This window comes from Nonomuraea sp. NPDC003560 (assembly GCF_042878785.1).
Taxonomy (GTDB): Bacteria; Actinomycetota; Actinomycetes; order Streptosporangiales; family Streptosporangiaceae; genus Nonomuraea.
The window spans coordinates 1095604-1122359 of sequence record NZ_JBIAOF010000001.1; the positions used below are offsets into that span (position 1 = coordinate 1095604).

A 26756-nucleotide genomic window follows, 5' to 3' on the forward strand; every position below is an offset into this window, starting at 1 on the left:
CTGTAGGGAACCGCTGTGACATCCACCATGATCGTGCTGATCGTGGGCATCGTCGTCGTGCTCACGGCCGTCTACATCTCCTGGCGCGCGGGCCGGCTCGACCGCCTGCACATCCGGCTCGAACTGGCCCGCGAGGCGCTGGACGCCGCGCTCATGCGGCGCCGGGCCGTGGTGCTCGAACTGGCCGGCTCGCGCCTGCTCGACCCCGCGACCTCGCTGGTGCTGGCGGCCGCCGCCCACGAGGCCAGGATCGCCGGGCCCGAGGAGCGCGAGCACGCCGAGAGCGACCTGTCGCGGGCCCTGCGGGCCGCGGTGGACCAGGAGCGTTTCCGGGAGAAGCTGGCCGAGGCGCCCGGGGGCGGCGACCTGCTGGAGGAGCTCGACGCGGCGGTTGCCAAGGTCGTCTATTCGCGCCGGTTCTACAACAACGCGGTCGGAGTCACCCGTACGGCGCAGCGGCGCTGGCTGGCCAGGACGCTGCGATTGGCCGGTCACACCGAGTTCCCGGAATTCTTCGAGATTGATGACAATCCGCCCGCAACTATGTCGCCTGAATGACCAAATGTGGGGAGGCCGGTAAGCTTCTCCCGATTTCTGGGCAAAGGCGAGGAGTTGTTGCAAGGTGCGGCTATCCCGGATGATCTCGGTGACTCTGGCAGGGGCGGCCGTGCTGGGGCCCGTCGCGGCCTGCTCGTCCGACGAGCCTCCCGCGTCCGGCAAGGCGCCGCAGGCGGCCACCGCCGCCCCCTCGGAGGAGCCCACCGAGCAGGCCGAGGGGCACCCGTTCACCGGGCAGCCCTTCGAGGAGCTCAAGCCGGTGCTCGCGGTGAAGATCGAGAACACCGCCGCGGGCAAGCCCCAGCTCGGGCTCAAGAGCGCGGACGTCGTCTACGTCGAGCAGGTCGAGGCCGGCCTGACCCGGCTCATGGCGATCTTCTCCTCGAAGATCCCGGCCAAGGTGGGCCCGGTGCGCAGCGCCCGCATCTCCGACCTGCACATCGTCCCGCAGTTCGGCAAGCCGGCGTTCGCCTACTCCGGCGCGCAGACCAAGATGTTGCCGTTCATCGCCAAGGCCCCGCTGTACGACGTGGGCGACACCCGCAACCCCGGCGCCTACTTCCGCCAGCCGGGCCGCTACGCCCCCTACAACCTGTTCGCCAACACCAAGAAGCTGCTGTCGGGCGCCCCCAAGGCCACCGAGGCCAAGGACATCGGCTTCACCTTCGGCGACGCGCCCGCCGAGGGCGGCGTGGACAAGAAGTCGTACACCGTCAGGTGGCCCGCGGCGCGCTTCACCTTCGCCTGGTCGGAGGCCAAGAAGCAGTGGCTGATCTGGCAGGACGGCAAGAAGGACATGGCGGCCGAGGGCGGCCAGCTCGGCGCGCCCACGATCGTCGTGCAGTACACCAAGACCGAGCGCTCGCAGTTCCACGACTTCCACCAGAGCTACACCCCGCTCGTGCACACCACCGGCAAGGGCAAGGCCGTCGTGCTGCGCGACGGCAAAGCCTACGCGGCCAACTGGGAACGGGAATCGGAGGAGACCGGTACGACGTTCACCACTGAGAGCGGCGAGCCGATGAACTTCGCCCCCGGCCAGGTCTGGATCGCGCTCGCCAGCCGCAAGCCCGTCACCCCTTGATAGACCGTTCTGTATAAGTTGAGCGGCAAATCCTGACATCGTGGCATGTCGGGGGAGGGGTCCATCAGGACCTACGATGGGTTTGATAACTTACCGTCCGCCCTGAGAGCCCGTGAGGAAGACCGTGTCCAGCACGCCTGAAAGCACCCCCGTCACCGGAACGGCCCGCGTCAAGCGCGGCATGGCCGAGATGCTCAAGGGTGGCGTCATCATGGACGTCGTCACCCCCGAGCAGGCCAAGATCGCTGAGGATGCCGGCGCCGTCGCCGTCATGGCCCTTGAGCGTGTGCCCGCCGACATCCGCGCCCAGGGCGGCGTGTCCAGGATGAGCGACCCCGACATGATCGACGGCATCATCGCCGCCGTGTCGATCCCCGTCATGGCCAAGGCCCGCATCGGCCACTTCGTCGAGGCCAAGGTCCTGCAGTCGCTCGGCGTCGACTACGTCGACGAGTCCGAGGTGCTCACCCCGGCCGACTACGCCAACCACATCGACAAGTGGCAGTTCACCGTGCCCTTCGTCTGTGGCGCCACCAACCTGGGCGAGGCCCTGCGCCGCATCACCGAGGGCGCGGCCATGATCCGCTCCAAGGGCGAGGCCGGCACCGGCGACGTCTCCAACGCCGTCACCCACATGCGCACCATCCGCGCCGAGATCAGGCGCCTCACCACGCTGGCCGAGGACGAGCTCTACGTGGCCGCCAAGGAGCTGCAGGCCCCCTACGAGCTGGTCGCCGAGGTCGCCAGGAACGGCAAGCTGCCGGTCGTGCTGTTCACCGCGGGCGGCATCGCCACCCCGGCCGACGCCGCCATGATGATGCAGCTCGGCGCCGAGGGCGTGTTCGTCGGCTCGGGCATCTTCAAGTCGGGCGACCCGGCCAAGCGCGCCGCGGCCATCGTCAAGGCCACCACGTTCTACGACGACGCCGACGTCGTCGCCAAGGTCTCGCGCGGTCTCGGCGAGGCCATGGTCGGCATCAACGTCGACGAGATCCCGCAGCCGCACCGGCTGGCCGAGCGCGGCTGGTGAACCGGCGCGTCGTCGCAGGTCGGCGGCCCGCCGTAGGTCCATGATCGTCATGTGACGATGAAAAGCTTCGTAAGAGGCGGCATTCGCGAAGGATGTCGCCTCTTTCGTGTTGTCCGCGGTTCACCGGCCTGTCATGCGACTCGGTCAGGCTACGGGCGTCCCTCACCCTTGATCGTCCCGAGGAGCGCACCGTGTCCCAGCTGAACCGACGGCACTTCCTGGTCACCGGCCTGGCGGCGGGCGCCGCCGCCGCGATCCCCGCCACCGCGGCGAGCGCCGAGCCGGACCCCGCCGCAGAGACCGCGCAGGCACTGGCCTCGCGCGGGCTGTCCACCGACCCCTTCACGCTCGGCGTGGCCTGCGGCGACCCCGACCACGAGGGGTTCGTGCTGTGGACCAGGCTGGCGCAGAACCCGCTGGCCGAGGACGGCTTCGGCGGCATGCCGCAGCGCCCGTTCCCGGTGCAGTGGCAGGTCTACGCCGACGAGCGCGGGCGCCGCGTCGTCCGGTCGGGGGTGGCCGTCGCCGTGCCGGAGTGGGGGCACAGCGTGCACGTCGAGGTCGACCGGCTGAGCTCGGACCGGGACTACTGGTACCGCTTCCGCGTCGGCCCGTACGTCTCGCCCATGGGACGGGCGCGCACGGCCCCCCACCCGCTGTCCTACGGCGGCGCGCTGTCGATGGCCTTCGTCTCCTGCGCCCAGTACGAGCACGGCTGGTTCACCTCCTACCGCAGGCTGGCCGAGGAGCACCCGGACCTGATCCTGCACCTGGGCGACTACCAGTACGAGTACACCAAGGACACCTACACCATCCCGGGCGGCAACGTCCGCGACCACGAGGGCCCCGAGACCGAGACCCTGGCCGGCTACCGCCAGCGGCACGCCCAGTACAAGGCCGACCCCGACCTGCAGGCCGCGCACGCCGCCGCGCCCTGGCTGGTCGTCTGGGACGACCACGAGCTGGACAACAACTGGGCCGACGAGGTGCCGGAGAAGCCGGAGGTGCCCCAGCCGGACTTCCTGGCCCGCCGCGCCGCCGCCTTCCGCGCCTACTACGAGAACATGCCGCTGCGCCGCACGTCGATCCCGCGCGGCATCGACATGCAGCTCTACCGGCGGATCCGGTGGGGCAGGATGGCCACCTTCCACATGATGGACACCCGCCAGTACCGCGACGACCAGGGCTGCGGCGACGGCTACCGCGACTGCCCGGCCGCCGTGGACCCGGCGCGCTCGATCACCGGCGCGGCGCAGGAGCAGTGGCTGATCGACGGCTTCCACCGCTCACGCGCCCAGTGGGACATCCTGGGCCAGCAGGTGTTCTTCGCCCAGCGCGACAACAACGCCGGCCCCGCCAAGATCACCTCAATGGACGCCTGGGACGGCTACGTCGCCTCCCGCCGGCGCATCACCCAGGGCTGGGTGGACGCCGAGGTGCGCAACCCGGTGGTGCTGACCGGCGACGTGCACGCCCACTGGGCCAGCGACCTCAAGCTCGACTACGACGACCCGACCGGGCCCACCGTGGGCTCGGAACTCGTGGCCACCTCCATCACCACGGGCGGCGACGGCGCGGACTCCGACCCGGCGACGCATCCGTACCTGACGATCAACCCGCATCTGAAGTTCTACAACAACCAGCGCGGATACGTGCTGACGAAGATCGAGCGCGACCTGCTCACGGCCGATTTCAAGGTCGTGCCGCAGGTGCGCGAGCCTGGGGCGCAGGCGTACACGCGGGCGACGTTCGTGGTGGAGGACCGGGTGCCGGGGGTGCGGCAGACGTACCTGCGGCCGCTGGACCCGGCGATCGGCGCCAGGAAGCAGGTGACGGTGGAGGACACCGTCCGGCTGGAGACCGAACGCCCGTAGCCCTGAGGCAGGCGGCGTCCCCGGGGGCTGGGACGCCGCCTTTTCTTCGCCCGGAATATTAGCCAGACTAAGTTAGTTGGGCTAAGTATGAGGGACGATCCCACCCAGATGGCCGAGCAGGTCTCCAAGGTGCTGCGCCACCTGGTCCTGCTGCTGCGGCGCTCCAGCGCCGGCCAGCCCGTCACCACCCAGCAGTACGCCGTGCTCGGCTCGCTCGAACACGGCCCGCGCCGGATGACCGAGCTGGCCGAGGAGCACGCCGTCCAGCTGCCGACCATGACCGTGCAGATCAACCGGCTGGAGTACGCGGGCCTGGTGGCGCGCGGCTCCGACCCGGCCGACGCCCGCGTCAGGACGGTCGAGCTCACCGGCGAGGGCCGCGACCGGCTGCACGCCGTGCGCCGGGCCAGGATCGCCCGCCTCGCCCAGGACCTGGCCGCGCTCACCGACGACGAGCGCGACGTGCTCGCGGCGGCCCTGCCCGTCCTGGCCAAGCTCGGCATCGACAGAACCACCCAGTAAGGGGACAACATGCAAACCGGCGGCGGAATCCTGCGCCAGCCGATGTCCGTCTGGGCCACCGCGTTCGCCGCGGTCGTGGCCTTCATGGGCATCGGCCTCGTCGACCCCATCCTGCCCTCCATCGCCCAAGGGCTGCACGCCACGCCCAGCCAGGTGTCCCTGCTGTTCACCAGCTACTTCCTGGTCACCGCCGTGGCCATGCTGATCACCGGCTGGGTCTCCAGCCGCATCGGCGGCAAGCGCACGCTGCTGGCCGGGCTGGCGCTGGTCGTGCTGTTCGCCGCGCTGGCCGGCACCTCCGGCAGCGTCGCCGAGCTCGTCGGCTTCCGCGCCGGCTGGGGTCTCGGCAACGCCCTGTTCGTGGCCACCGCGCTGGCCGTCATCGTCGGCGCGGCCAGCGGCGGCGCGGAGTCGGCCATCATCCTGTACGAGGCCGCGCTCGGTCTCGGCATCTCGGCCGGCCCGCTGGTCGGCGCGCTGCTCGGCGACTGGAACTGGCGGGCGCCGTTCTTCGGCACCGCCACGCTGATGGCCGCCGGTTTCGTGCTGATCGCCACCCTGCTCAGGACGGGGCCGAGGCCCGCGGTCAAGACCAGGCTCAGCGCCCCCATCCGGGCCCTGGCCCACGGCGGGCTGTCCACGACCGCCTTCACCGCCCTGTTCTACAACTTCGCCTTCTTCACGATCCTCGCCTTCACCCCGTTCATCCTGCACATGTCGCCGTACGGCATCGGCGCGGTGTTCTTCGGCTGGGGCGTCTGCGTGGCGCTGGCCTCGGTGTTCGGCGCGCCGCCGCTGCAGCGCGGGATCGGCTCGGTGAACGTGCTGCACCTGGCCCTGGGCCTGCTCGCGCTCTTCCAGGTCGGCATCGCCGTGTCGGGGACGGCCGGGGCGCACGCCGGGATCATCGTGTTCACCGTCCTGTCCGGCATCCCGATCGGGCTGAACAACACCGTCTTCACCGAGTCGGCCATGGAGGTCTCCGACGCCCCGAGGCCCGTCGCCTCGGCCGGGTACAACTTCGTGCGCTGGATGGGCGGCGCGCTGGCGCCGTTCGTCGCGACCAAGCTCGGCGAGGAGATCGGCATCGCCGTCCCCTACGTCGTCGGGGCCGCCTGCTGCGCGATCGGCATGGCCTTCCTGTACGCCCGCCGCCACCACCTGAGCGCCCTGGCCCGCGTGGACGCCGTCCAGGCCGCCGCCTGACCGCTTTTACGCCAGAGTGCTCTGGTAGGAAGATGCCGGGCCATCATGGTGTTGAATTGTCGGAAACCGGACCTTAACGGAAGGATCGCTGTGCCCACGATCGGTGTACTCGCTCTCCAGGGGGACGTGCGCGAGCATGCGCGCATGCTCCAGGAGGCCGGCGCGTCGGCCGTCGCCGTGCGCCGCCCGGCCGAGCTCGACGCGGTCGACGGCCTGGTGATCCCCGGCGGCGAGTCGACCACCATGTGGAAGCTCGCCGACACCTTCGACATGCTGGAACCGCTGCGGATGCGGATCAAGGAGGGCCTGCCCGCCTACGGCTCGTGCGCCGGCATGATCATGCTGGCCGACCGCATCGAGGACGGCATCGAGGGCCAGCAGACCATCGGCGGCATCGACATGGTGGTCAGGCGCAACGCCTTCGGCCGCCAGGTGGACTCGTTCGAGTCGGACCTGGACTTCGCGGGCGAACGCGTACACGCTGTGTTCATCCGTGCTCCGTGGGTGGAATCGATCGGCACTGACGTTCAGGTGCTGGGCACGGCCGAGCCTGGGGATAGGATCGTCGCGGTCCGTCAAGGGCCGTTGCTCGCGACCTCGTTCCACCCCGAACTGACCGGGGACACGCGCGTGCACCGTTACTTCGTAGACATGGTGAGGGAGCTCTAGGTAATGTCCGGCCACTCCAAATGGGCGACGACGAAGCACAAGAAGGCCGCGCTCGACGCCAAGCGCGGCAAGCTGTTCGCGAAGCTCATCAAGAACATCGAGGTGGCGGCACGGACCGGTGGCCCTGACCCGGACGCCAACCCCACCCTCTTCGACGCCATCTTCAAGGCCAAGAAGAACTCCGTGCCCAACGACAACATCGAGCGGGCGCGCAAGCGCGGCGGCGGCCTGGAGGCCGGCGGCGCCGACTGGCAGACCATCATGTACGAGGGCTACGCGCCCGGCGGCGTCGCGGTGCTCATCGAGTGCCTCACCGACAACCGCAACCGCGCCGCCTCCGAGGTCCGCGTCGCGCTGACCCGCAACGGCGGCTCGCTGGCCGACCCGGGCTCGGTGTCGTACATGTTCAACCGCAAGGGCGTCGTGATCGTGCCCAAGAACGGCCTCGACGAGGACACCGTCCTGATGGCCGTGCTCGACGCGGGCGCCGAAGAGGTCAACGACATGGGCGACTCCTTCGAGGTCGTCTCCGAGGCCGGCGACCTCGTGCCGGTCCGCAAGGCGCTCCAGGAGGCCGGCATCGACTACGACTCGGCCGAGTCGAGCTTCCTGCCGACGATGAGCGTGCCGCTCGACGAGGAGGGCGCCAAGAAGGTGTTCCGCCTGATCGACGCGCTGGAGGACAGCGACGACGTCCAGAACGTCTACGCCAACTTCGACGTCTCCGACGACGTCCTGGCCGCCCTCGACTGATCCCGCGCCACCGAGGGCCCGGGGGGCGACCCCCGGGCCCTCACTCTTTCCCGGGGCCGGTTTCCGCCCTTGACCTGGCACTTGCCGGACCCGCGGGTGTTCGACACCAAATGCCCACCCGGCCGTTACGCGTGCGCCCGCGCCCTGACGCGGCTAGGGTCGGGCGACGTGAATTCCCCCATCCCACCGACTCCTGTCCCCGTGCCCCCGGCCGCCCGGCCACCGGCGTCCTACCGCGCGCTGGGCTGGCTGCTGGCCGTGCCCGCGCTGCTCGGCACCCTGATCACGCTGGTCCTGCCGACGGTCCAGACGATCGTGCTCAGCCTGCACAGCGGCGGCGTGCTGCAGCCGAGCAGGTTCGTGGGCCTGGACAACTACGGCAAGGTGCTGGGCGGCGAGGAGTTCTGGCGGGCGCTCGGCTTCACGCTCTCGCTGACCGTGGGGCCGCTGCTGGTGGCCGTGGTCGTGGGGCCGCTGCTCGCCCTGGCGCTCGACCGGGGCGGCGCCCTGCCGCGGCGCGCGGGCCTGGTCGTGTCCTCGCTGGCGATCGTCACGTTCTCGCCGATCGGCGTGGCGGCGGCCTGGCTGCGGGGGACGTCGCCCGACGGTCCGGGCATCGCCACGCTGGCCGAGGGACTGCGCGACCCCGCCACGGCCCCGGGGACGCTGCGGCTCGTCGTCGTGGCCGCCACCTTCGGGGTGGTGTGCGCGCTGGCGCTGACGGCGTTCCTGCCCGCGCTGCGCGGCGGCGCCGCCGGGCGCGCCACGGTCGTGGTGGCGGTGCTGGTGGCGCTGGCGACCGTCGCCGTGGGGGCGCAGGCGTTCTCGATCGGCATGGCGCTCACCCGGGGAGGCCCTGAGCGCGCCACACAGACCCTCGCGGGCCTCCAGTACGACTTCGCCTTCAGAATGGCCCAGTTCGGCCCTGGCGCGGCCGTCGCGGCCCTGACGGGCGTGCTCCTCGGCGTGCTCGGCGTCGTCGCGGTGGTCGTCGCGGTGGCCGCCCGCCTCCGTGTCACCGTGCTCCCCAAGCGGGATCGGCGTGGAGCGTTCCCCGGCTCGGATCCCGGGCGGGCGCGGGCCGGAGGCGGCGTCGTCGCCGGGGCCGTCGCGCTGGTGCTGGTGGTGGCCGTCGGGCTGGTCTGCGCCTGGCCGTGGATCTCCGGCGTGCTCGCGGGCGGCGACGGCGCCGCGTCCGGCGGGCTGCGCGCGCAGGTCAACACCTGGGTCCCCGCCGTGGCCGGCGCGCTGGTGTCGGTCGGCGTGGCCTACCTGGCCGCCCTCGGCATCGGCGGCCTGCGTCCCCTGGGCGCGCGCAGCGAGTGGCTGCTGCTGCCGTTCGCCCCCTGGCTGTTCGTCGGCACCGGCCCCCTCGGCGTGGCCGACTGGCAGAACATGCGCAACCTGCGTCTCGTGGACACCTTCTTCGCCCTGTTCCCGCCGCTGCTGGTCAGCGTCCCGGCGCTGCTGGTGCTGACGCTGCTGTGCAAGGGGCTGGCCGAGCGGAACGACCGGGACTTCTTCGGCGGCGTCCTGCTGCCGTCCCTGCCGATGGCGGGCGTGCTGGCCGGCGCCGTCACGCTGGTCAACGCCCAGGACGTGCTCTGGCCGCTGCTGGTGGCCCAGAGCCCGGAGCTGTTCACCGTCCCCGTCGCGCAGATGGGCCGGCTCGGCGGCTTCCACGGCGTCCCCGACGTCGGCGCGAGCACCCCGCTGGTCGTCGTCGTGGTCGCGCTGGCCGCCGTCGTGGCCGCCCAGCTGCGGTATCTCGACAGGCTCGCCGTCAGCGTAAACGGATCGCGACCCGCCCGTACCAGCCCGTAGGTTGAGTGGTTGTGGAAATTCGCGATCTCACCCCTGACGACCTCGACGACGTTCTCGACCTGCGTAAACGTTCCTTCGGCCCGATCTCCGGCGCGGAGGCCGAGCGGTGGCGCCGCACCGTGACGCCCACGCTCGGCGAGGGCCGCTACCTGGGCGCGTTCGAGGGCGGCAGGCTCGCCGCGTCGGCCCGGCTGCGCGGCTTCACCCAATGGTGGTACGGCCGTCCGCAGCCCATGGCCGGCGTCGCGGGGGTCACCGTCAACCCGGAGGACCGCGGCCACGGCGTCGGCACCGCCATCATGCGCGCCGTCATCGACCGCGCCGCCGCCCACGGCGACGCCGTCTCGGCGCTCTACCCGGCCACCACGCCCCTGTACCGCTCGCTCGGCTACGAGCACGCCGGAGCCCGGCACATGATCACGCTGCCCGCCGAGTCGCTGCGCCGCATCAGGCCGTCCGGCGAGGTCAAGCTGCGCAGGATGGGCCCCGGCGACGCCGCCGAGGTCGTCTCCCTGCTCCACCGCACGCACGAGGCGGCCCGCTCCAGCGGCCCCGTCGCCTGGGACGAGAACGCCTGGCGCGTCTGGCTGTCCAACGAGGACGACTTCCTCTACCTGGCCCCCGACGGCTACCTCGTCTACCGCTGGAACGGCGACGACATGCACGTCGAGAACCTGGTCGCCGGGTCCGGGGAGACGGCCAGGGCGCTGTGGTCGATGGTGGGCAGCTCGTCGTCCATCGCCAGGAAGGTCACCGCGCCGGTCGCCCCCGACGACCCGGTGCTGTGGCTGCTCGGTGAGCGCTCCACCGACCGCGTCACGCAGGTGCGCTGGATGTTCAGGGTGCTCGACGTGGCCGCGGCCGTGGCGCGCAGGGGTTTCCCCGCCGCCGTCACGGGCGGGGCCGCGGTCTCCGTGGACGACCCGCTGCGCGGCGGCGGCTCCTTCCGGCTGGAGTTCTCCGGCGGCTCCGGCACGGCCGTCCCGGCCACCCCGGCCGACGGCGGGGGCGCGGCGCTGAGCGTGGGCGGCTTCTCCGCCCTGTACGCGGGCGTGCCCACCGCGACGCTGCGCAGGACCGGCCTGATGTCCGGCGACGACCGTCACGACGAGCTGCTCGACACGGCCTTCGCCGCCAAGCCGTACATGCTCGACTACTTCTGACGGGCCCGCCCGCCGTTCGCGGCGGGCGATTCACGGTGCGCGGCCAGCTCAGCCGGGGTAGAGTCTCGTGCCGAACAGATGTTCGGCGGCGCGGGAGGCAAGCCGGTGCGGGTGATGGGCGTCGATCCGGGGCTGACCCGGTGCGGCCTGGGCGCGGTCGAGGGCCGGCCGGGCGCGCCGCTGTCGCTGGTGGCCGTCGGGGTGGTGCGCACGGGCTCCGACGAAGATCTCGGCACCCGGCTGGTCGGCATCGAGGCGGGCATCGAGCGGTGGCTCGACGAGATCCGTCCCGACGCCGTGGCCGTGGAGCGGGTCTTCGCCCAGCACAACGTCCGCACGGTCATGGGCACCGCGCAGGCGGCCGGGATCGCCGTGCTGTGCGCGGCCCGGCGCGGGCTGCCGGTCGCGCTGCACACGCCCTCGGAGGTCAAGGCCGCCGTCACCGGCAGCGGCACGGCCGACAAGAAGCAGGTCGGCACGATGATCACCCGGCTGCTGCGGCTGGCCGAGATGCCCAAGCCGGCCGACGCCGCCGACGCGCTGGCCCTGGCCATCTGCCACATCTGGCGCGGCGGCGCCCAGCACCGGCTGGCCGAGGCCATGGCCCGCGCCGGCAAGGGGCGCTGACCCGTGCGGCAAGCGCGGGCCGGCCGTTTCGTGGAGTTCGTGGAGAAGGAGATCGAGTCGTGATCGCGTCGGTGGCGGGCAGGGTGGCGTCGGTCGCGCCCGACGGAGCCGTGATCGAGGTCGGGGGCGTCGGCATCCTCGCCCACTGCACCCCCGGCACGCTGGCCACGCTGCGCGTGGGCGAGCAGGCCAGGCTGGCCACCTCGCTGGTGGTGCGCGAGGAGTCGCTGACCCTCTACGGCTTCGCCGGCGACGACGAGCGGGCCGTCTTCGAGATGCTCCAGACCGCCAGCGGCGTCGGCCCCAAGCTGGCGCTGGCGATGCTCGCCGTCCACACGCCCAACGCGCTGCGGGTGGCCGTGGCCGCCGCCGACCTCAAGGCGCTCACGCGGGTGCCGGGCATCGGGCAGAAGGGCGCCCAGCGCATCGTCCTGGAGCTGAAGGGCCGGCTCGGCACCCCCGAGGAGGCCGTCAACGCGGCGATCGGCGGGGAGCGGCGGGCCGCCCTGTGGCGCGAGCAGGTGCACTCCGGCCTGGTGGGCCTGGGCTATTCGGGCAAGGACGCCGACGAGGCGGTGGCCGGGGTCGCGCCCGAGGCCGAGGCCGACCTCGCCGCCGGGCGCCAGCCGCAGGTGGCCGCGCTGCTGAAGGCCGCGCTCCGGTCGCTCAGCGTACGATGATCATGAAGTCCGAGACGACGTCCCGGCGCGCGGGAAGGAGCGGTGGCCATGGACTATGAGCGCGAGCTGGTCTCCGCCGACGCCGGCGGCGACGAGCTGCAGATCGAGGCGGCGCTGCGGCCCAAGCGGCTGGGCGAGTTCATCGGCCAGGGCCGGGTGCGCGAGCAGCTGTCCCTGGTGCTGGAGAGCGCCATGCGCCGGCAGCGTCCGCCCGACCACGTGCTGATGAGCGGGTCGCCCGGCCTGGGCAAGACCACCCTGGCCATGATCATCGCGGCCGAGCTCAACATGCCGCTCCGCATCACCTCCGGCCCCGCCCTGGAGCGGGCCGGCGACCTCGCCGCCATCCTGTCCACGCTGACGGAGGGTGAGGTGCTGTTCATCGACGAGATCCACCGCATGGCCAGGCCCGCCGAGGAGATGCTCTACCTGGCCATGGAGGACTTCCGGGTGGACATCGTCGTGGGCAAGGGGCCGGGCGCGACCGCGATCCCGCTCGACATCGCGCCGTTCACGCTGGTCGGCGCCACCACGCGGGCCGGCCTGCTGCCGGCGCCGCTGCGCGACCGGTTCGGGTTCACCGCCCACATGGACTTCTACGAGGTCGGCGAGCTGGAGCAGGTGCTCCACCGGTCGGCGCGGCTGCTCGGCGTCGTCCTGCCCGAGGAGGGCGCCCACGAGATCGCCCGGCGGTCGCGCGGCACGCCCCGTATCGCCAACCGGCTGCTGCGCCGCGTCCGCGACTTCGCCGACGTGCGCGCCGACGGAGTGATCGATCGAGACATTGCCTCGGCCGCGCTCAATCTTTACGAAGTCGACGCCGAAGGGCTCGACCGGCTCGACCGGGCGGTGCTCGGGGTGCTGCTGCGCAAGTTCGGCGGCGGTCCCGTCGGTCTCTCCACGCTCGCCGTGGCCGTGGGGGAGGAGCCCGAGACCGTCGAAGTGGTGGCCGAGCCGTTCCTCGTGCGGCAGGGGCTGCTGGCCAGGACCCCGCGCGGCCGGGTCGCGACCGCTTCCGCCTGGACACACCTGGGTATGACACCACCGCCGGACGCTTTCGGGGCCGCCGTTTCACCGTGATCACGAAACGGTTGCAACCATTTCAAATCGGGAACTTCCCCGCGCGCCGAATCGCTGCCTCGTTGCCGCGTTTCATAACAACCGCCTACACTCCGTGCCTTGGCTGGCTGTGTAGGCTGACGGGCTGAGCGGCGCGGCCCGAGAGCTACGCAACGGAATTTCCGGCGCGAGGCCGGTGTCAAATTCTTGAACGACTATGGAAGGTCGCCCCTATGGACATGGGACAACTCGGAAGCATCCTGCCGCTGATCCTTCTGGTGGTGGTGTTCTACTTCCTGCTGATCCGTCCGCAGCGCAAGCGCCAGCAGGAAGCGCAGCAGATGCAGAACTCCTTGACCCCGGGCGCCCGCGTCATGACCACGACCGGCCTGTTCGCCACGGTCGTCGCGGTGGACAACGAGGACGTCGTGCTGGAGGTCGCGCCCGGCATCGAGACGCGCTGGGTCAAGGCGGCCATCGGCCGGGTGGTCCAGCCCGGTGACGCTCCGGTGGTGGCCGACGAGCCGGTCGTGACCGACGTGGCCGACGGTGACGCCAAGGAGTCCGACACGACCGTCGAGCCCAACGGCGATCAGGGCTCCAGCAGCAAGCAGTCCTGACTAAGCTCTGCGACAAACCCCTATCTGAGAGAATCGACGACCAGTGGCCCGACCGACCAGCCGCCACAGCCGACCAGGGCGCACGCTCTTGGTGCTGCTGGCGCTCATCCTCGCCCTGGGCGGGACGATGTTCCTGCAGAAGGCGTTCACGCCGAAGCTGGGACTCGACCTCGCCGGCGGAACGACGGTGACGTTGTCACCCGTGACCCAGTCCGGTCAGTCTCCGCCTGAAGAGATCCTCGACCGCGCGGTCAACATCATCCGCGACCGGGTCAACGGCACCGGCATCTCCGACGCGGAGGTCGCCAAGTCCGGCGACAACATCATCATCTCCATCCCGGGCGTCGGACAGAGCGAGGCCATCAAGCTGGTCGCCACCACGGCGGAGCTGCGCTTCCGCCAGGTGCTCGCCATGGAGGCCACGCAGGTCCCGCAGAACCTGACCACCGAGGCGCCCACGCCGGGCGCCTCGCCGTCTGCCAAGCCGTCCTCGACCGCCAGGCCGTCGGGCAAGCCGTCCGGCACGCAGTCGGCGACCACGCCGAGCGCGTCCCCGACGGGCAAGGCGCTGTCGTCCGCGCTGACCGCGCCGACGCCGGGCGCCACGCCCGAGGCCACGCAGACCGGCCGCGGCCATACGACCCAGAACCAGACGGGTCAGAAGCAGAACACCAAGGGCAGGAACGCCACGCCGACGCCGTCGCCGAGCACGCCGCCCACGCAGCCGAACCAGGACCCCAACGCCGGCATCAACACGCAGGGCATCGACCCCGCGGTGCTGCAGCAGTTCCACAAGCTCGACTGCTCCGACCCCAAGAACCGCGGCCAGGGCGTCCAGGACGACCCGAACAAGCAGTACGCGGCCTGCGAGACCGACGGCAGCTACAAGTACGTCCTCGACGTCGCCAAGGTCGTCGGCACCGACATCGACACCGCCTCGGCCGGCGTGCGCCAGGGCACCGTGGAGTGGATCGTCCAGCTCGACTTCAAGAGCAAGGGCGCGGGCGAGTGGAGCAAGCTCACCACCACCGCCTACAACGCCCAGGAGCCGCGCAACAAGGTGGCGGTCGTCCTCGACGGCGTGGTCATCACGGCCCCCAACATCATCAGCCCGATCCCCGGCGGCCGTGCCGAGATCACCGGCGGCTTCGACCAGGTCAGCGCCACCAACCTGGCCGACCAGCTCAAGTACGGCGCCCTCCCGCTGAAGTTCCAGCGCAGCTCGATCGACACCGTGTCCTCGACGCTCGGCGCCGACCAGCTCGAAGGCGGCCTGATCGCCGGCATCATCGGCCTCGGCCTGGTGGTCGTCTACTCGCTGCTGTACTACCGCGGCCTCGGCATCGTCGCGGTGCTGAGCCTCGTCGTGGCCTCGATCCTGACGTACACGGCGGTGGTCGTGCTCGGCCACAACGCGGGCTTCCGGCTCTCGCTGCCGCACATCATCGGCCTGGTGGTCTCGATCGGCATCACCGCCGACTCCTTCATCGTGTACTTCGAACGCATACGTGATGAGATGAAGGAAGGCCGGCGGACGCTTCGCGCGGCCGTCGAGGTGGCCTGGGTCCGTGCCCGGCGCACGATCCTGATCGCCGACGCCGTCATGTTCATCGCCGCCATCGTGCTGTACTTCCTGGCGGTGGGCGGTGTGGCCGGGTTCGCCTTCGCGATGGGCCTGACCACGCTGATCGACATCGTGGTGGTGTTCATGTTCACCAAGCCGTTCATCGCCCTGCTGGCGAGGCTGAAGTTCTTCGCCAAGGGCCACCCGCTGTCCGGCCTCGACGCAGAGCGCATGAGCACCGAGCCGGCCGCCACGACCACTCCGCAGGAGGCCTGAGATGGGACTGGGGCGTCGCCTCTACCGCGGCGAGATCGATGTCGACTTCGTCGGCAAGTGGAGGCTCTGGTACAGCCTGTCCGGCCTGCTGCTGGCCGTCTCCCTGGCCGGCATCCTGTTCAACGGGCTCAACCTGGGCGTCGAGTTCAAGGGCGGAACGGTCTTCACGTTCCCGGCCAGCAGCGGCACCGTCGAGGAGGTCCGCGAGGACTTCCGCACGCAGGGCGCCCACCAGGTGATCGTGCAGCGGGCCCGCGACAACTGGCGGGTCACCACCGAGACCCTGACGGAGTCGACGCTCAACCAGATGCAGACGACGATCGCCAAGGAGTACAAGGTCCCGGTCAAGGACGTCAGCGTCCAGTCGATCGGCGCCTCCTGGGGCGGTGAGGTCTCCCAGAAGGCCTGGATCGGCCTGGGCGTCTTCATGCTGGCGATCATCCTGTACCTGTCGATGGCGTTCGAGCCGAAGATGGCGTTGTCGGCGATCGTCGCGCTCATCCACGACCTCGTCATCACCGCCGGCGTGTACGCCTGGTCGGGCTTCGAGGTCACGCCGGCGACGCTGCTGGGCTTCCTGACCATCCTCGGTTACTCGCTCTACGACGCGGTCGTGGTGTTCGACATGATCAAGGAGGTCACGGCCAAGCTGGGCACGACCTCCAAGATGACGTACTCCATGGCGGCCAACAACGCGCTCAACCACACGCTGATCCGGTCGCTGAACACCTCGCTGGTCGCGATCCTGCCGGTGGCGGCCATCCTGTTCATCGGCACCACGCTGCTCGGCGCGGGCACGCTGAAGGACCTGTCGCTGGCCCTGTTCGTCGGCATGATCGTCGGCACCTACTCGTCCCTGTGCGTGGCCACCCCGATGCTGGTGACGCTCAAGGAGCGGGAGCCGAAGTACCAGGCCATCGCGCGCCGGCTCGCCTCCACCACCGGCAAGGGGGCGAAGGGTTCCAAAAGCGCAGCCGTAGCGAAGGGCTGAGCCCCGTCCGTGGCTCGTCCCGGCGCCCCCGTCCGTCAGGGCGGGGGCGCCGTCGCGTTCAAGGGGGCCGTGCGGCGCCGGATGGGGGCGTGGGGCACCACGGGGCGGGCTCGTTCCCGGCGGGCGTCTGAGGCCCGTCACAGGCCGTCCGGGACGTCGCGCGGTCCGAGGAGGGTCCGGAGTAGGCCATCATGGAGCGCGGCACCCACGAGGAAGGCGATGGAAGCACGATGAGCGAGCTCAGCCAGTTGATCCTGGACCGGATCAGGGACGTCCCCGACTATCCCAAGCCCGGCGTGCTGTTCAAGGACATCACCCCGCTGCTCGGCGACCCCGTCGCGATGGCGGCCGTGGTGGAGGAGCTGGCCGGCCTCACCGAGGTGGACAAGATCGTCGGCATCGAGGCCAGGGGCTTCATCCTGGCGGCGCCGGTGGCCTACCGGGCGGCGGCCGGGTTCGTCCCGGTGCGCAAGAAGGGCAAGCTGCCGGCCGCGACGCTGGAGGAGTCCTACGACCTGGAGTACGGCTCGGCCACCATCGAGGTGCACCGCGACGCCTTCGCGCCCGGCGACCGGGTGCTCATCGTCGACGACGTGCTGGCGACCGGCGGCACGGCCAAGGCCACCATCGAGCTCGTCGAGCGGGCGGGCGCGCACGTGGTCGGCATCGCGGTGCTGATGGAGCTGGCTTTTCTCAAGGGGCGCGAGCGTCTGCCGGCCGTCGACCTGCACTCCCTGGTGATCGTCTGAGACGGCCCGAGCGAGTCCGGGTTCCCAGCCTGGATACACTGGGGGGATCTGGACTCGATCGTGAGGAGTCTGAGTGCCCCGTGATGTGGTCGCGCCCGACGTAACCGACGCTGGTAATGCCGACGCGCCCGGCGTTCCTGCGGTGCGTCGACGGCGGTTTGGGGGTGGGGCCATGAATCCGGTGCTGGAGCCGCTGTTCCGCACGGTCCGGGCCACCCATCCCAAGGCCGATCTGCGCCTGATCGAACGCGCCTACGACATGGCCGCCTACCACCACCGCGACCAGAAGCGGAAGTCGGGCGACCCGTACATCACCCACCCGCTCGCCGTCGCGACGATCCTGGCCGAGCTGGGCACCGACGACGAGACGTTGTGCGCCGCGCTGCTGCACGACACCGTCGAGGACACCGCCTACAGCCTCGACGAGCTGCGCGCCGACTTCGGCGACACGATCGGCTCGCTGGTCGACGGCGTCACCAAGCTCGACAAGGTCAAGTTCGGCGACGCGGCGCAGGCCGAGACCGTGCGCAAGATGGTCGTGGCGATGTCGCGCGACATCCGCGTGCTGATCATCAAGCTCGCCGACCGGCTGCACAACATGCGCACCATGCGCTACCTGCCCGAGCACAAGCGCCACCAGAAGTCCCGCGAGACGCTGGAGATCTTCGCGCCGCTGGCCCACCGGCTCGGCATGAACACGATCAAGTGGGAGCTGGAGGACCTCGCGTTCGCCATGCTCTACCCCAAGCGCTACGACGAGATCGCGCGCATGGTGTCCGAGCGCGCGCCGCGGCGCGACCTGTTCCTGCAGGAGGTCATCGAGAAGGTCTCCGGCGACCTGCGCGAGGCCAAGATCCGCGCGGTGGTCAAGGGCCGGCCCAAGCACTACTACTCCGTCTACCAGAAGATGATCGCCCGCGACGTCGCCTTCGACGACATCTACGACCTGGTGGGCATCCGGGTCCTGGTCGACAGCGTGCGCGACTGCTACGCGGCGCTGGGCACGATCCACGCGCGCTGGAACCCGGTCCCCGGCCGGTTCAAGGACTACATCGCGATGCCCAAGTTCAACATGTACCAGTCGCTGCACACCACGGTGATCGGTCCCGAGGGCAAGCCGGTCGAGCTGCAGATCCGCACCCACGCGATGCACCACAGGGCCGAGTACGGCGTGGCCGCCCACTGGAAGTACAAGGAGGAGGTCGGCGCGCCGGGGCCCACCGGCAAGGTCAAGCCGGGCAGCGACATGGCCTGGCTGCGCCAGCTCCTCGACTGGCAGAAGGAGACCTCCGACCCCGGCGAGTTCCTGGAGTCGCTGCGCTTCGACCTGTCGGTCTCCGAGGTCTACGTGTTCACCCCGAAGGGCCAGGTCATCGCCCTGCCCGAGGGCGGCACGCCGGTCGACTTCGCCTACGCCGTCCACACCGAGGTCGGTCATCGCTGCATCGGCGCGCGCGTCAACGGGCGGCTGGTGCCGCTGGAGTCGCGGCTCGGCAACGGCGACACGGTCGAGATCTTCACCTCCAAGTCGCCCGACGCCGGGCCGTCGCGCGACTGGCTGAAGTTCGTCAAGTCCGGCCGGGCCCGCAACAAGATCCGGCAGTGGTTCTCCAAGGAGCGCCGCGAGACCGCGATCGAGGCGGGCAAGGAGGCCATCGGCCGCGCCATGCGCAAGCAGGGCCTGCCGCTGCAACGCCTGATGTCCGGCGAGGCGCTGCTGGCGCTCGCCCGCGACCTGCGCTACCCCGACGTCTCGGCGCTCTACGCGGCCGTGGGGGAGGGGCACATCGCCGCGCAGGCGGTCGTGCAGAAGCTCGTGGCCTCGATCGGCGGCGTCGAGAGCGCCGAGGAGGACATCGCCGAGACGTCCCTGCCGACCCGGCTGCGCGGCCGTCCGCGCGGCGGCGGCGCGGGCGTGGTCGTGGCGGGCGACGCCGACGTGTGGGTGCGCCTGTCCAAGTGCTGCACGCCGGTGCCCGGCGACGAGATCGTCGGCTTCGTCACCCGCGGCCACGGCGTGTCCGTGCACCGCGCCGACTGCACCAACGTCCAGCAGCTCAGGGAGCAGCCCGACCGGCTGGTCGAGGTGAGCTGGTCGCCCGGCGACGACAGCGTGTTCCTGGTGGCCATCCAGGTCGAGGCCCTCGACCGGCCGCGCCTGCTGTCCGACGTCACGCGCACCCTGTCCGACCAGCACGTCAACATCCTCAGCGCGTCCGTGACGACCTCGCGCGACCGGGTGGCGATCAGCAAGTTCACCTTCGAGATGGGCGACCCGAAACACCTGGGCCACGTGCTCAAGGCCGTGCGCAGCATCCAGGGCGTCTTCGACGTCTACCGGGTGAGCGGCGCCGGCAGCTGAGCGGCCGGCGGCGGGTCAGCCCTTCAGGTCCGGCAGGTTGACCACGATGGCCTCCTGCGTGCTGCGCGCGATCACCACGACGGCCTCCCGCTCCGGGTCGGGGTTCTCCTCGCGGTGCGGGGTGTAGGGCGGCACGTACACGTAGTCGCCGGGGGCCGCCTCGATGCGCCGCTCGCGGCCGTCCTGGAGGAAGACGAAGCGCGGCGTGCCGCTGACGACGTAGATGGCGGTCTCGGAGGCGCCGTGGTGGTGGTCGGAGGAGCGGGTGGCGGGCGCGACGTGCGTCTGGCCCATCCACAGGGCCGAGGAGCCGGCCGTGGCCCCGCTGACGGCGGCCAGCCTGCGCATCCCGGCGCTCTGCGCCGTGTCGCCCGACAGCGCGTCTGAGGCGATGTGACGCAGCGGGAGGTGGAAGGGGTCGCCCTCGGCCCGGTAGCCCTCCCACAGGCGCCCTCCGGCCCGTTCCAGGACGCCTGAGGCCACCGAGGTCAGCAGCTCCGGGTCGGAATGGGCCGCCAGCAGCTCGTCGGCCAGCGCCGGGTCGTGCCCGCGCAGCTCGCGCAGCAGCCACTTGCCGTTGCCCCGCCACCTGCCGCCCACGTCGAGGGCCAGCCTGGCGGTCTCCTGGACCACCTGCCAGCGGATGAACAGCTGCTCGCCGGGGTCGGTCGCGCCGGCCAGGTCGTCGAGCAGGTCGGACAGGGCGTACCGGGCCTGGTCGGCGCGGGCGGCGGCCAGGCCGCCGGGACCGGCGGCCAGCCGGTCGCCGAGCGCCGCCTGAAGGTCGCTGGCCCGGCCGCCGGTGCGGTCGACCAGCACCGCGCCGTCGGCGCACATGCGGGCCACGCCCGGCTTGCGCTCGGCCAGGTCGCGGTCGACGTAGGCGTCGAGGCTGGTCTCGCTGTGGACGTACAGCTCGACGGGCCAGCCGTGCCAGCGCAGGGACTCGCGGTAGGGCACGGCCAGCCCGTCGAGCACCACCACGACGTCGAGGTCGGAGGTGCTGGTGCGGCGCTCGGTGAGCACGCTGCCGCCGACGAAGGCGTACAGGGCGCCGGGGAACAGCTCGTCGACGAGGGCGCGCGCGACGCTGACGGGGTCCATGCCGTCAGCGTAGGACCCCGGCCGCCTTCCGAAGATCGGTTCAGCTGAACTCGGTCAGCGTGCGCTCGGCCTCCTCCAGCCACGAACGGCGGGCGACCAGCGCCTCCTCGGCCTCCTTGACGTCCTTGGCCCGGCCGGCGGCCTGCGCCTTGGACAGCCGCTTCTCCAGCTGCTCGATGGAGGCGCGCAGCTGGTCGACCGTGCTCTGGGCGCGGGCCCTGGCCTCGGGGTTGGACCGCTTCCACTCGGCGTCCTCGGCCTTGCGCACGGCCTCGTCGACCTTGCGCAGCCCGCCTTCGAGCCGGTCGCGCTGCTCGCGCGGCACCGGTCCGGCGGCCTCCCAGCGCTCCAGGACGTGCCGCAGCGCCGCCCTGGCCGTGCGCGCGTCGGTGACCGGGAGGATCTTCTCGGCCTCGGCCAGCAGCTCCTCCTTGACCTCGGCGTTGGCCGCCAGCGAGGCGTCGCGCTCGGCGAAGACCGCCGAACGGGCCTGGAAGAACTGGTCCTGGGCGGCCTTGAAGCGGCCCCACAGCTCGTCCTCGGCCTCGCGCGAGGCGCGCCCGGCGGTCTTCCACTGCTGCATCAGCTCGCGGTAGATCGCCGCGGTCGTGCCCCAGTCGGTGGAGCCGGCCAGGGCCTCGGCCTCGGCGACGATGCGCTCCTTGGCCGAGCGGACGCCCTCGCGCTGCTCGTCCAGGCCCGCGAAGTACTGCTTGCGGCGCTTGGCGAAGGCGGTGCGGGCGGCCGACAGCCGCTTCCACAGCGCGGCCTCGGTGACCCGGTCGATCCGGTCGGCGGCCTTCCACTCCTCCACGAGCTGGCGCAGCCGTTCGCCGCCCGACTTCCAGTGGGTGGTCTCGTCGGCGATGCGCTCGGCCTCGGCGACGATGCGCTCCTTGACCGCCCTGGCCTCGGCGCGCGCCTGGTCGCGGGCGGCCTTGACCTCCTCGCGGCGATGGCCGACCAGCTCGGTCAGCCCGTCGAGGCGGGCCGTCAGCGCCGCCAGGTCGCCCACGGCGTGGGCGTCGGCGACGGCCTCGCGCAGCTTGGCGATGCTCGCCTCGGCCTGCGCGGGCGCCAGGTCGGTGCCCTTGACCCGCTGTTCGAGGAGCTGTACCTGGCCGGACAGCTCGTCGTACTTGCGATGGAAGTAGGCCAGTGCCTCTTCGGGTTCACCGGCCTGCCAGGAGCCGACGGCCCGCTCTCCCTCAGCCGTACGCACGTAGACGGTGCCGTCGTCGTCTACCCGGCCCCACGGGTCGGTGCTCACCGTGTCCTCCCGCACTATCCATCAGACCCTTCGGGACTACTTCGTCCCTAGTTTGTATTACGTCAGCTCTTGCCGGCGATTGTCACGTCTTTGATTTCGAGGGTTTGCTTCGGTGCTCCGGTCCCATCTCCCATGTCAGCGATGACGCCCGCTTTGTTCACCTTGTCCAGGATGTCGAGCCCCTTGGTGATCGTACCCACCGGCGTGTAATCCGGGGTGAGTCCGAGATCGCCGTAAACGAGGAAGAACTGGCTCCCCGTGCTGCCCGGCGCCGAGGTCTTCGCCATCGCCACCGTGCCGCGCTTGTACGTGGCCCCCTGGAGGTTCTCCTCGGCCATCACGTAGCCCGGGCCGCCCGCGCCGTCCTGGCTCTTGCCGTCGGCCTTGGCCGTCGGGTCGCCGCACTGCAGCATGGGGAACTTGTCGCTGCCGAGCCGGTGGCACTTGCTGCCGTCGTAGAACTTCTTGCTCGCCAGGAAGGCCAGCGAGTTGGTCGTGCACGGCGCCTTGGCGTTGTCGAGCTCGACCACGATGTCGCCCAGGTTCGTGGCGAGCGTCATGGTCTTCTTGGCCGGCTCGGTCTTGACCTTGGTCGGCGGCATGCCGACGTCCTTGACCTGGCCGCCGGCGGCCTCCTTGACGTAGTCGCAGGTGCCGGTCGCCGCGTTGTACGGCTTCGGCCCCGTGCTGGCCGCGGCCGACGCGGTGTCCTGCGGGGCCGAGGCCGAGGGCGAGGCGGACGCCTCGGTCGTCGAGTCGCCGCCGCCGAGCAGCGCGACCGCGGCCACGATGCCGCCCACCACGACCACCACGCCGACCGTGGAGCCGATGATCGCGGTGCGCTTGGCCTTCTGCTCGCGCTCGATGCGGCGCTGCATCTGCCGCTCGTAGTGCTCACGTGCCAGCTGCTTCTGCCGGTCCTTGCCCGTGGCCACCGCTTTGCCTCCCATAGTCAATCAACTGAGGTGGGCGAATCGTATCGGCCAATGGGTAATGATTCGCAGCCCGGCGACCCGCACCGGTACCCTTCGGTTACATTCCCATTGGCTTTTCGACGAGATCACCTGAGGCAGATGCTCATCGCAGGCTTCCCCGCAGGGGCCCTCCAGACCAATTGTTACGTCGTCGCGCCCGCGGCCGGCGAGGAGTGCGTGATCGTCGATCCGGGCCAGGACGCGGCCGAAGGCGTCGACGAGCTGCTGCGCGAGCACCGGCTCAAGCCGGTCGCGGTGCTGCTCACGCACGGCCACCTCGACCACGTGTGGTCGGTCGCCCCCGTCTGCGGCGCGCGCGACGTCCCCGCGTGGATCCACCCCGACGACCGCCACCTGCTGAGCGACCCCTCGGCCGGCTGGGGCGGCGGCGTCTCGCTGTTCGGCGACATCAGGCTGAGCGAGCCCGACGACGTGCGCGAGCTGTCCGACGGCGCCGCGCTCAGCCTGGCGGGCCTCGATCTCGTGGTCGACCACACCCCGGGCCATACCAGGGGGTCGGTGAGCTTCCGGCTGCCCGGCGACGAGATCATGTTCTCGGGCGACCTGCTGTTCGCCGGCTCCATCGGCCGCACCGATCTTCCCGGCGGCGACTACGCGACCATCCTGAGCAGCCTGGCCACCAAGTGCCTGCCGCTGCCTGACGATACGGTCGTCCTGCCGGGCCACGGACCACAGACCACGATCGGCCGCGAGCGCGCCACCAACCCTTACCTGAAGGAAGCGGCGCCGCAGGCCGGTCCCACACGAGGGATCTAATGAGCTTCCAAGCACCCAAAGGCACCTTCGACTGGCTGCCGCCCAGCTCCGAGGCCATCCTGGCCGTGCGCGAGGCACTGGCCGCGCCGCTGCGGCAGGCGGGCTACGGCTACGTCGAGACCCCGGTCTTCGAGGACACCGAGCTGTTCAAGCGCGGCGTGGGCGAGTCCACCGACGTGGTGTCGAAGGAGATGTACACCTTCCCCGACAAGGCGGGCAGGTCGCTGACCCTGCGCCCCGAGGGCACCGCCTCGGTCGTGCGCGCCGTGCTCCAGCACAACCTGCACAACGGCCAGCTCCCGGTCAAGCTGTGGTACTCCGGCAGCCAGTTCCGCTACGAGCGTGCCCAGAAGGGCCGCTACCGCCACTTCTGGCAGGTCGGGGCCGAGGCCCTCGGCTCGGAGGACCCGGCGCTCGACGCCGAGCTGATCCTGCTCGGCGCGCGCGGCTTCGCCTCGCTCGGCCTGCGCCAGGTCAGGCTGCTGCTCAACTCGCTCGGCGACCGCAACTGCCGCCCCGCCTACCGGGCCGCGCTCCAGGACTTCCTGCGCGGGCTCGACCTCGACGAGGAGACCAGGGCCCGCATCGACATCAACCCGCTGCGGGTACTCGACGACAAGCGGCCCGAGGTGCAGGCCCAGCTCACCGGCGCGCCGCTGGTCGTCGACCACCTGTGCGCGGCCTGCAAGGCCTACCACGAGGAGGTCCGCTCGCTGCTGACCGCCTCGGGCGTGGCCTTCGAGGACGACCCCCGGCTGGTGCGCGGGCTCGACTACTACACGCGCACCACGTTCGAGTTCGTGCACGGCGGGCTCGGCTCCCAGTCGGCCGTCGGCGGCGGCGGCCGATACGACGGGCTCAGCGAGATGCTGGGCGGCCCGCCGCTGCCCAGTGTCGGCTGGGCGCTCGGCGCCGACCGCACGTACCTGGCCATGGAGTCCGAGGGTCTGCTCGGCGAGGCCGCGCCGGGCCGCGTCCAGGTGTACGGTGTCCCGCTGGGCGACGACGCGCGCCGCCGCATGTTCCTGCTCGTCTCCGAGCTGCGCGAGGCGGGCGTCAGCGCCGACATGGCCTTCGGCGGCAAGGGGCTCAAGGGAGCGATGAAGGGCGCCGACAGATCCGGCGCCCGCTTCGCGCTGATCCTGGGCGAGCGAGACCTCGCGGCCGAGGCCGTGCAACTGAAGGACCTGACCACCGCAGAACAGACCCAGGTGCCGCTGGCCCAGGTCGCCGACGTTTTGAAAGGGAAAGTGCAGTGATCCGCACGCATACGGCCGGGTCGCTCCGTGAGGAGCACGCCGGGCAGCAGGTGACGCTCGCAGGATGGGTGGCCCGCCGCCGTGACCACGGCGGCGTTGTCTTCATCGACCTGCGCGACGCCTCCGGCTCGGCGCAGGTGGTCTTCCGCGAGGAGGACCACGCCCACGACCTGCGCGCCGAGTACTGCGTGCAGGTGGTCGGCCAGGTCAGGGTGCGCCCGGAGGGCAACGAGAACCCCGAGCTGCCCACCGGCGCGATCGAGGTCGTGGCCGAGCGGGTCGAGGTGCTGAGCGAGTCCGCGCCGCTGCCGTTCCCCATCGAGGGCAACGTCGGCGTGTCGGAGGAGGCCCGGCTCAAGTACCGCTACCTCGACATCCGCCGCCAGCAGGTCGCCGCCGCCATGCGCACCCGCTCCAAGGCCACCTACCTGGCCAACGAGGTGATGCACGAGCTCGGCTTCGTCTACGTCGAGACCCCGACGCTGACCCGCTCGACCCCCGAGGGCGCGCGCGACTTCCTGGTGCCGGTCCGCCTGCAGCCCGGCAACTGGTACGCCCTGCCGCAGTCGCCCCAGCTGTTCAAGCAGCTCCTCCAGGTCGCCGGCCTGGAGCGCTACTACCAGCTCGCCAAGTGCTACCGCGACGAAGACCTGCGGGCCGACCGCCAGCCCGAGTTCACCCAGATCGACGTCGAGATGTCCTTCGTCGACCAGGAGGACGTCATCGAGGTCGGCGAGAAGCTGGTCGGCCGCCTGTGGCGGGAGATCCTCGGCTACGAGATCCCCATGCCGCTGCCGCGCATGACCTACGCCGACGCCATGGCCCGCTACGGCTCCGACAAGCCCGACCTGCGCTTCGGCCAGGAGCTCGTCGAGATGACCGACTACTTCTCGGCCACCTCCTTCCGCGTCTTCCAGGCCGACTACGTCGGCGCGGTGGTCATGCCGGGCGGCGCCTCGCAGACCCGCAAGGAGCTCGACGGCTGGCAGGAGTGGGCCCGCAGCCGCGGCGCCAAGGGCCTGGCCTACGTGCTGGTCCAGGAGGACGGCACGCTCGGCGGCCCGGTCGCCAAGAACCTGTCGGAGCAGGAGCTGTCCGGCCTGGCCGCCAAGGTCGGCGCCGCCCCCGGTGACGCGATCTTCTTCGCCGCCGGCGCCCGCTCGGCCTCCCGCGACCTGCTGGGCGCGGCCCGCCTGGAGATCGGCCGCCGCTGCGGCCTGATCGACGAGTCGCAGTGGTCGTTCCTGTGGGTGGTCGACGCCCCCATGTTCGAGGAGGACGGCGAGGGCGGCTGGACGGCCGTGCACCACCCGTTCACCGGCCCCAAGCCGGAATGGGCCGACAACTTCCAGGACCACCCGGCCGAGGCCCTGGCCTACGCCTACGACATGGTCTGCAACGGCATGGAGATCGGCGGCGGCTCGATCCGTATCCACCGGGCCGAGATGCAGCAGCGGGTCTTCGACGTGCTCGGCATCTCCAAGGAGGAGGCCGAGAGCAAGTTCGGCTTCCTGCTCGAGGCGTTCAAGTACGGCCCGCCCCCGCACGGCGGCATCGCCTACGGCTGGGACCGGATCTGCATGCTGCTGTCCGGCGGCGACTCGATCCGTGACGTGATCGCGTTCCCGAAGACCGCCTCCGGCTTCGACCCGCTGACCGGCGCGCCGACGCCGATCACGGCCGACCAGCGCAAGGAGGCGGGCGTCGACGCCCAGCCCAAGTCCGAGTCCTGACACGACGACGGCGGGCGCCCCCCTTTCG

At 71.1% G+C, this 26756-nt stretch carries 24 protein-coding genes; 21 read left to right on the plus strand and 3 right to left on the minus strand.

The features are described 5' to 3' along the window. The first annotated feature begins 15 nt into the window (after window positions 1–15). From ACFYUV_RS05310 to ACFYUV_RS05395, 18 genes are all read left to right on the plus strand, one after another. A complete protein-coding gene (locus ACFYUV_RS05310) occupies window positions 16–558 on the plus strand; it encodes a hypothetical protein (protein ID WP_357703256.1) in 543 nt (180 codons plus the stop codon). Window positions 559–637: 79 nt separating this feature from the next. Next, the gene (locus ACFYUV_RS05315; protein WP_387665102.1) at window positions 638–1642 is read left to right on the plus strand and encodes a DUF3048 domain-containing protein; all 1005 of its coding nucleotides are present in this window, start codon (window positions 638–640) and stop codon (window positions 1640–1642) included. A 112-nt stretch (window positions 1643–1754) separates the two neighbouring features. After that, complete coding sequence (gene pdxS, locus ACFYUV_RS05320; protein ID WP_352322555.1) at window positions 1755–2672, plus strand: pyridoxal 5'-phosphate synthase lyase subunit PdxS; 918 nt, start codon at window positions 1755–1757, stop codon at window positions 2670–2672. A gap of 191 nt (window positions 2673–2863) precedes the next feature. Beyond that, window positions 2864–4546: an alkaline phosphatase D family protein gene (locus ACFYUV_RS05325; protein WP_387665104.1), complete on the plus strand. Its 1683-nt coding sequence runs from the start codon at window positions 2864–2866 to the stop codon at window positions 4544–4546. 87 nt (window positions 4547–4633) lie between these two features. Beyond that, the gene (locus ACFYUV_RS05330; protein WP_352361412.1) at window positions 4634–5068 is read left to right on the plus strand and encodes a MarR family transcriptional regulator; all 435 of its coding nucleotides are present in this window, start codon (window positions 4634–4636) and stop codon (window positions 5066–5068) included. Window positions 5069–5077: 9 nt separating this feature from the next. Beyond that, window positions 5078–6274: an MFS transporter gene (locus ACFYUV_RS05335; protein ID WP_387665106.1), complete on the plus strand. Its 1197-nt coding sequence runs from the start codon at window positions 5078–5080 to the stop codon at window positions 6272–6274. A gap of 45 nt (window positions 6275–6319) precedes the next feature. After that, window positions 6320–6943, plus strand: a complete 624-nt coding sequence (gene pdxT, locus ACFYUV_RS05340) for a pyridoxal 5'-phosphate synthase glutaminase subunit PdxT (RefSeq protein WP_387665108.1) — start codon at window positions 6320–6322, stop codon at window positions 6941–6943. Window positions 6944–6946: 3 nt separating this feature from the next. Beyond that, window positions 6947–7696, plus strand: coding sequence for a YebC/PmpR family DNA-binding transcriptional regulator (locus ACFYUV_RS05345; RefSeq protein ID WP_352322550.1), 750 nt, complete (start codon window positions 6947–6949; stop codon window positions 7694–7696). A 168-nt stretch (window positions 7697–7864) separates the two neighbouring features. Further along, a complete protein-coding gene (locus ACFYUV_RS05350) occupies window positions 7865–9520 on the plus strand; it encodes a carbohydrate ABC transporter permease (protein ID WP_387665111.1) in 1656 nt (551 codons plus the stop codon). An 11-nt stretch (window positions 9521–9531) separates the two neighbouring features. Further along, entirely contained in the window at window positions 9532–10683 is a 1152-nt protein-coding gene (eis, locus tag ACFYUV_RS05355; RefSeq protein ID WP_387665114.1) for an enhanced intracellular survival protein Eis, read from the plus strand. A 105-nt stretch (window positions 10684–10788) separates the two neighbouring features. Then, the gene (gene ruvC / locus ACFYUV_RS05360; RefSeq protein ID WP_387665326.1) at window positions 10789–11310 is read left to right on the plus strand and encodes a crossover junction endodeoxyribonuclease RuvC; all 522 of its coding nucleotides are present in this window, start codon (window positions 10789–10791) and stop codon (window positions 11308–11310) included. Window positions 11311–11369: 59 nt separating this feature from the next. Next, a complete protein-coding gene (gene ruvA / locus ACFYUV_RS05365; RefSeq protein WP_387665117.1) occupies window positions 11370–11990 on the plus strand; it encodes a Holliday junction branch migration protein RuvA in 621 nt (206 codons plus the stop codon). A 48-nt stretch (window positions 11991–12038) separates the two neighbouring features. After that, window positions 12039–13070, plus strand: coding sequence for a Holliday junction branch migration DNA helicase RuvB (gene ruvB, locus ACFYUV_RS05370; protein WP_358285751.1), 1032 nt, complete (start codon window positions 12039–12041; stop codon window positions 13068–13070). A 218-nt stretch (window positions 13071–13288) separates the two neighbouring features. Then, window positions 13289–13669, plus strand: coding sequence for a preprotein translocase subunit YajC (gene yajC, locus ACFYUV_RS05375; protein ID WP_387665121.1), 381 nt, complete (start codon window positions 13289–13291; stop codon window positions 13667–13669). 43 nt (window positions 13670–13712) lie between these two features. After that, window positions 13713–15509 (plus strand): protein translocase subunit SecD, encoded by a 1797-nt coding sequence (gene secD, locus ACFYUV_RS05380; RefSeq protein WP_387665123.1) that lies wholly within the window; start codon window positions 13713–13715, stop codon window positions 15507–15509. Between the two features lies 1 nt (window position 15510). Then, window positions 15511–16500, plus strand: coding sequence for a protein translocase subunit SecF (gene secF / locus ACFYUV_RS05385; RefSeq protein WP_352361431.1), 990 nt, complete (start codon window positions 15511–15513; stop codon window positions 16498–16500). Window positions 16501–16730: 230 nt separating this feature from the next. Then, window positions 16731–17249: an adenine phosphoribosyltransferase gene (locus ACFYUV_RS05390; protein ID WP_358285759.1), complete on the plus strand. Its 519-nt coding sequence runs from the start codon at window positions 16731–16733 to the stop codon at window positions 17247–17249. Between the two features lie 172 nt (window positions 17250–17421). Continuing rightward, window positions 17422–19611 carry a bifunctional (p)ppGpp synthetase/guanosine-3',5'-bis(diphosphate) 3'-pyrophosphohydrolase gene (locus tag ACFYUV_RS05395; RefSeq protein WP_352330550.1) on the plus strand — a complete coding sequence of 730 codons (2190 nt, stop codon included), beginning with the start codon at window positions 17422–17424 and terminating at the stop codon, window positions 19609–19611. 15 nt (window positions 19612–19626) lie between these two features. On the opposite strand, the gene ACFYUV_RS05400 is transcribed toward ACFYUV_RS05395, so the two are convergent. The 3 genes from ACFYUV_RS05400 to ACFYUV_RS05410 all read right to left on the minus strand — a co-directional run bounded on the left by ACFYUV_RS05400 (window position 19627) and on the right by ACFYUV_RS05410 (window position 22920). After that, complete coding sequence (locus ACFYUV_RS05400; RefSeq protein WP_387665126.1) at window positions 19627–20715, minus strand: cupin domain-containing protein; 1089 nt, start codon at window positions 20713–20715, stop codon at window positions 19627–19629. Between the two features lie 40 nt (window positions 20716–20755). Continuing rightward, entirely contained in the window at window positions 20756–21985 is a 1230-nt protein-coding gene (locus ACFYUV_RS05405; protein ID WP_352361439.1) for a DUF349 domain-containing protein, read from the minus strand. A gap of 62 nt (window positions 21986–22047) precedes the next feature. Further along, the gene (locus ACFYUV_RS05410; protein ID WP_387665129.1) at window positions 22048–22920 is read right to left on the minus strand and encodes a peptidylprolyl isomerase; all 873 of its coding nucleotides are present in this window, start codon (window positions 22918–22920) and stop codon (window positions 22048–22050) included. A gap of 138 nt (window positions 22921–23058) precedes the next feature. Between ACFYUV_RS05410 and ACFYUV_RS05415 the strand changes: the two genes are divergently transcribed. From ACFYUV_RS05415 to aspS, 3 genes are read left to right on the plus strand one after another with little or no spacing between them, the layout of a single operon-like run. Continuing rightward, window positions 23059–23736, plus strand: a complete 678-nt coding sequence (locus ACFYUV_RS05415; protein WP_364340882.1) for an MBL fold metallo-hydrolase — start codon at window positions 23059–23061, stop codon at window positions 23734–23736. After that, entirely contained in the window at window positions 23736–24995 is a 1260-nt protein-coding gene (gene hisS / locus ACFYUV_RS05420) for a histidine--tRNA ligase (protein WP_358285769.1), read from the plus strand. The genes ACFYUV_RS05415 and hisS overlap by 1 nt, the downstream gene beginning before the upstream one ends. Beyond that, a complete protein-coding gene (gene aspS, locus ACFYUV_RS05425) occupies window positions 24992–26728 on the plus strand; it encodes an aspartate--tRNA ligase (protein WP_364340878.1) in 1737 nt (578 codons plus the stop codon). Before hisS ends, aspS begins: the two co-directional genes overlap by 4 nt. Window positions 26729–26756 lie beyond the last annotated feature (28 nt).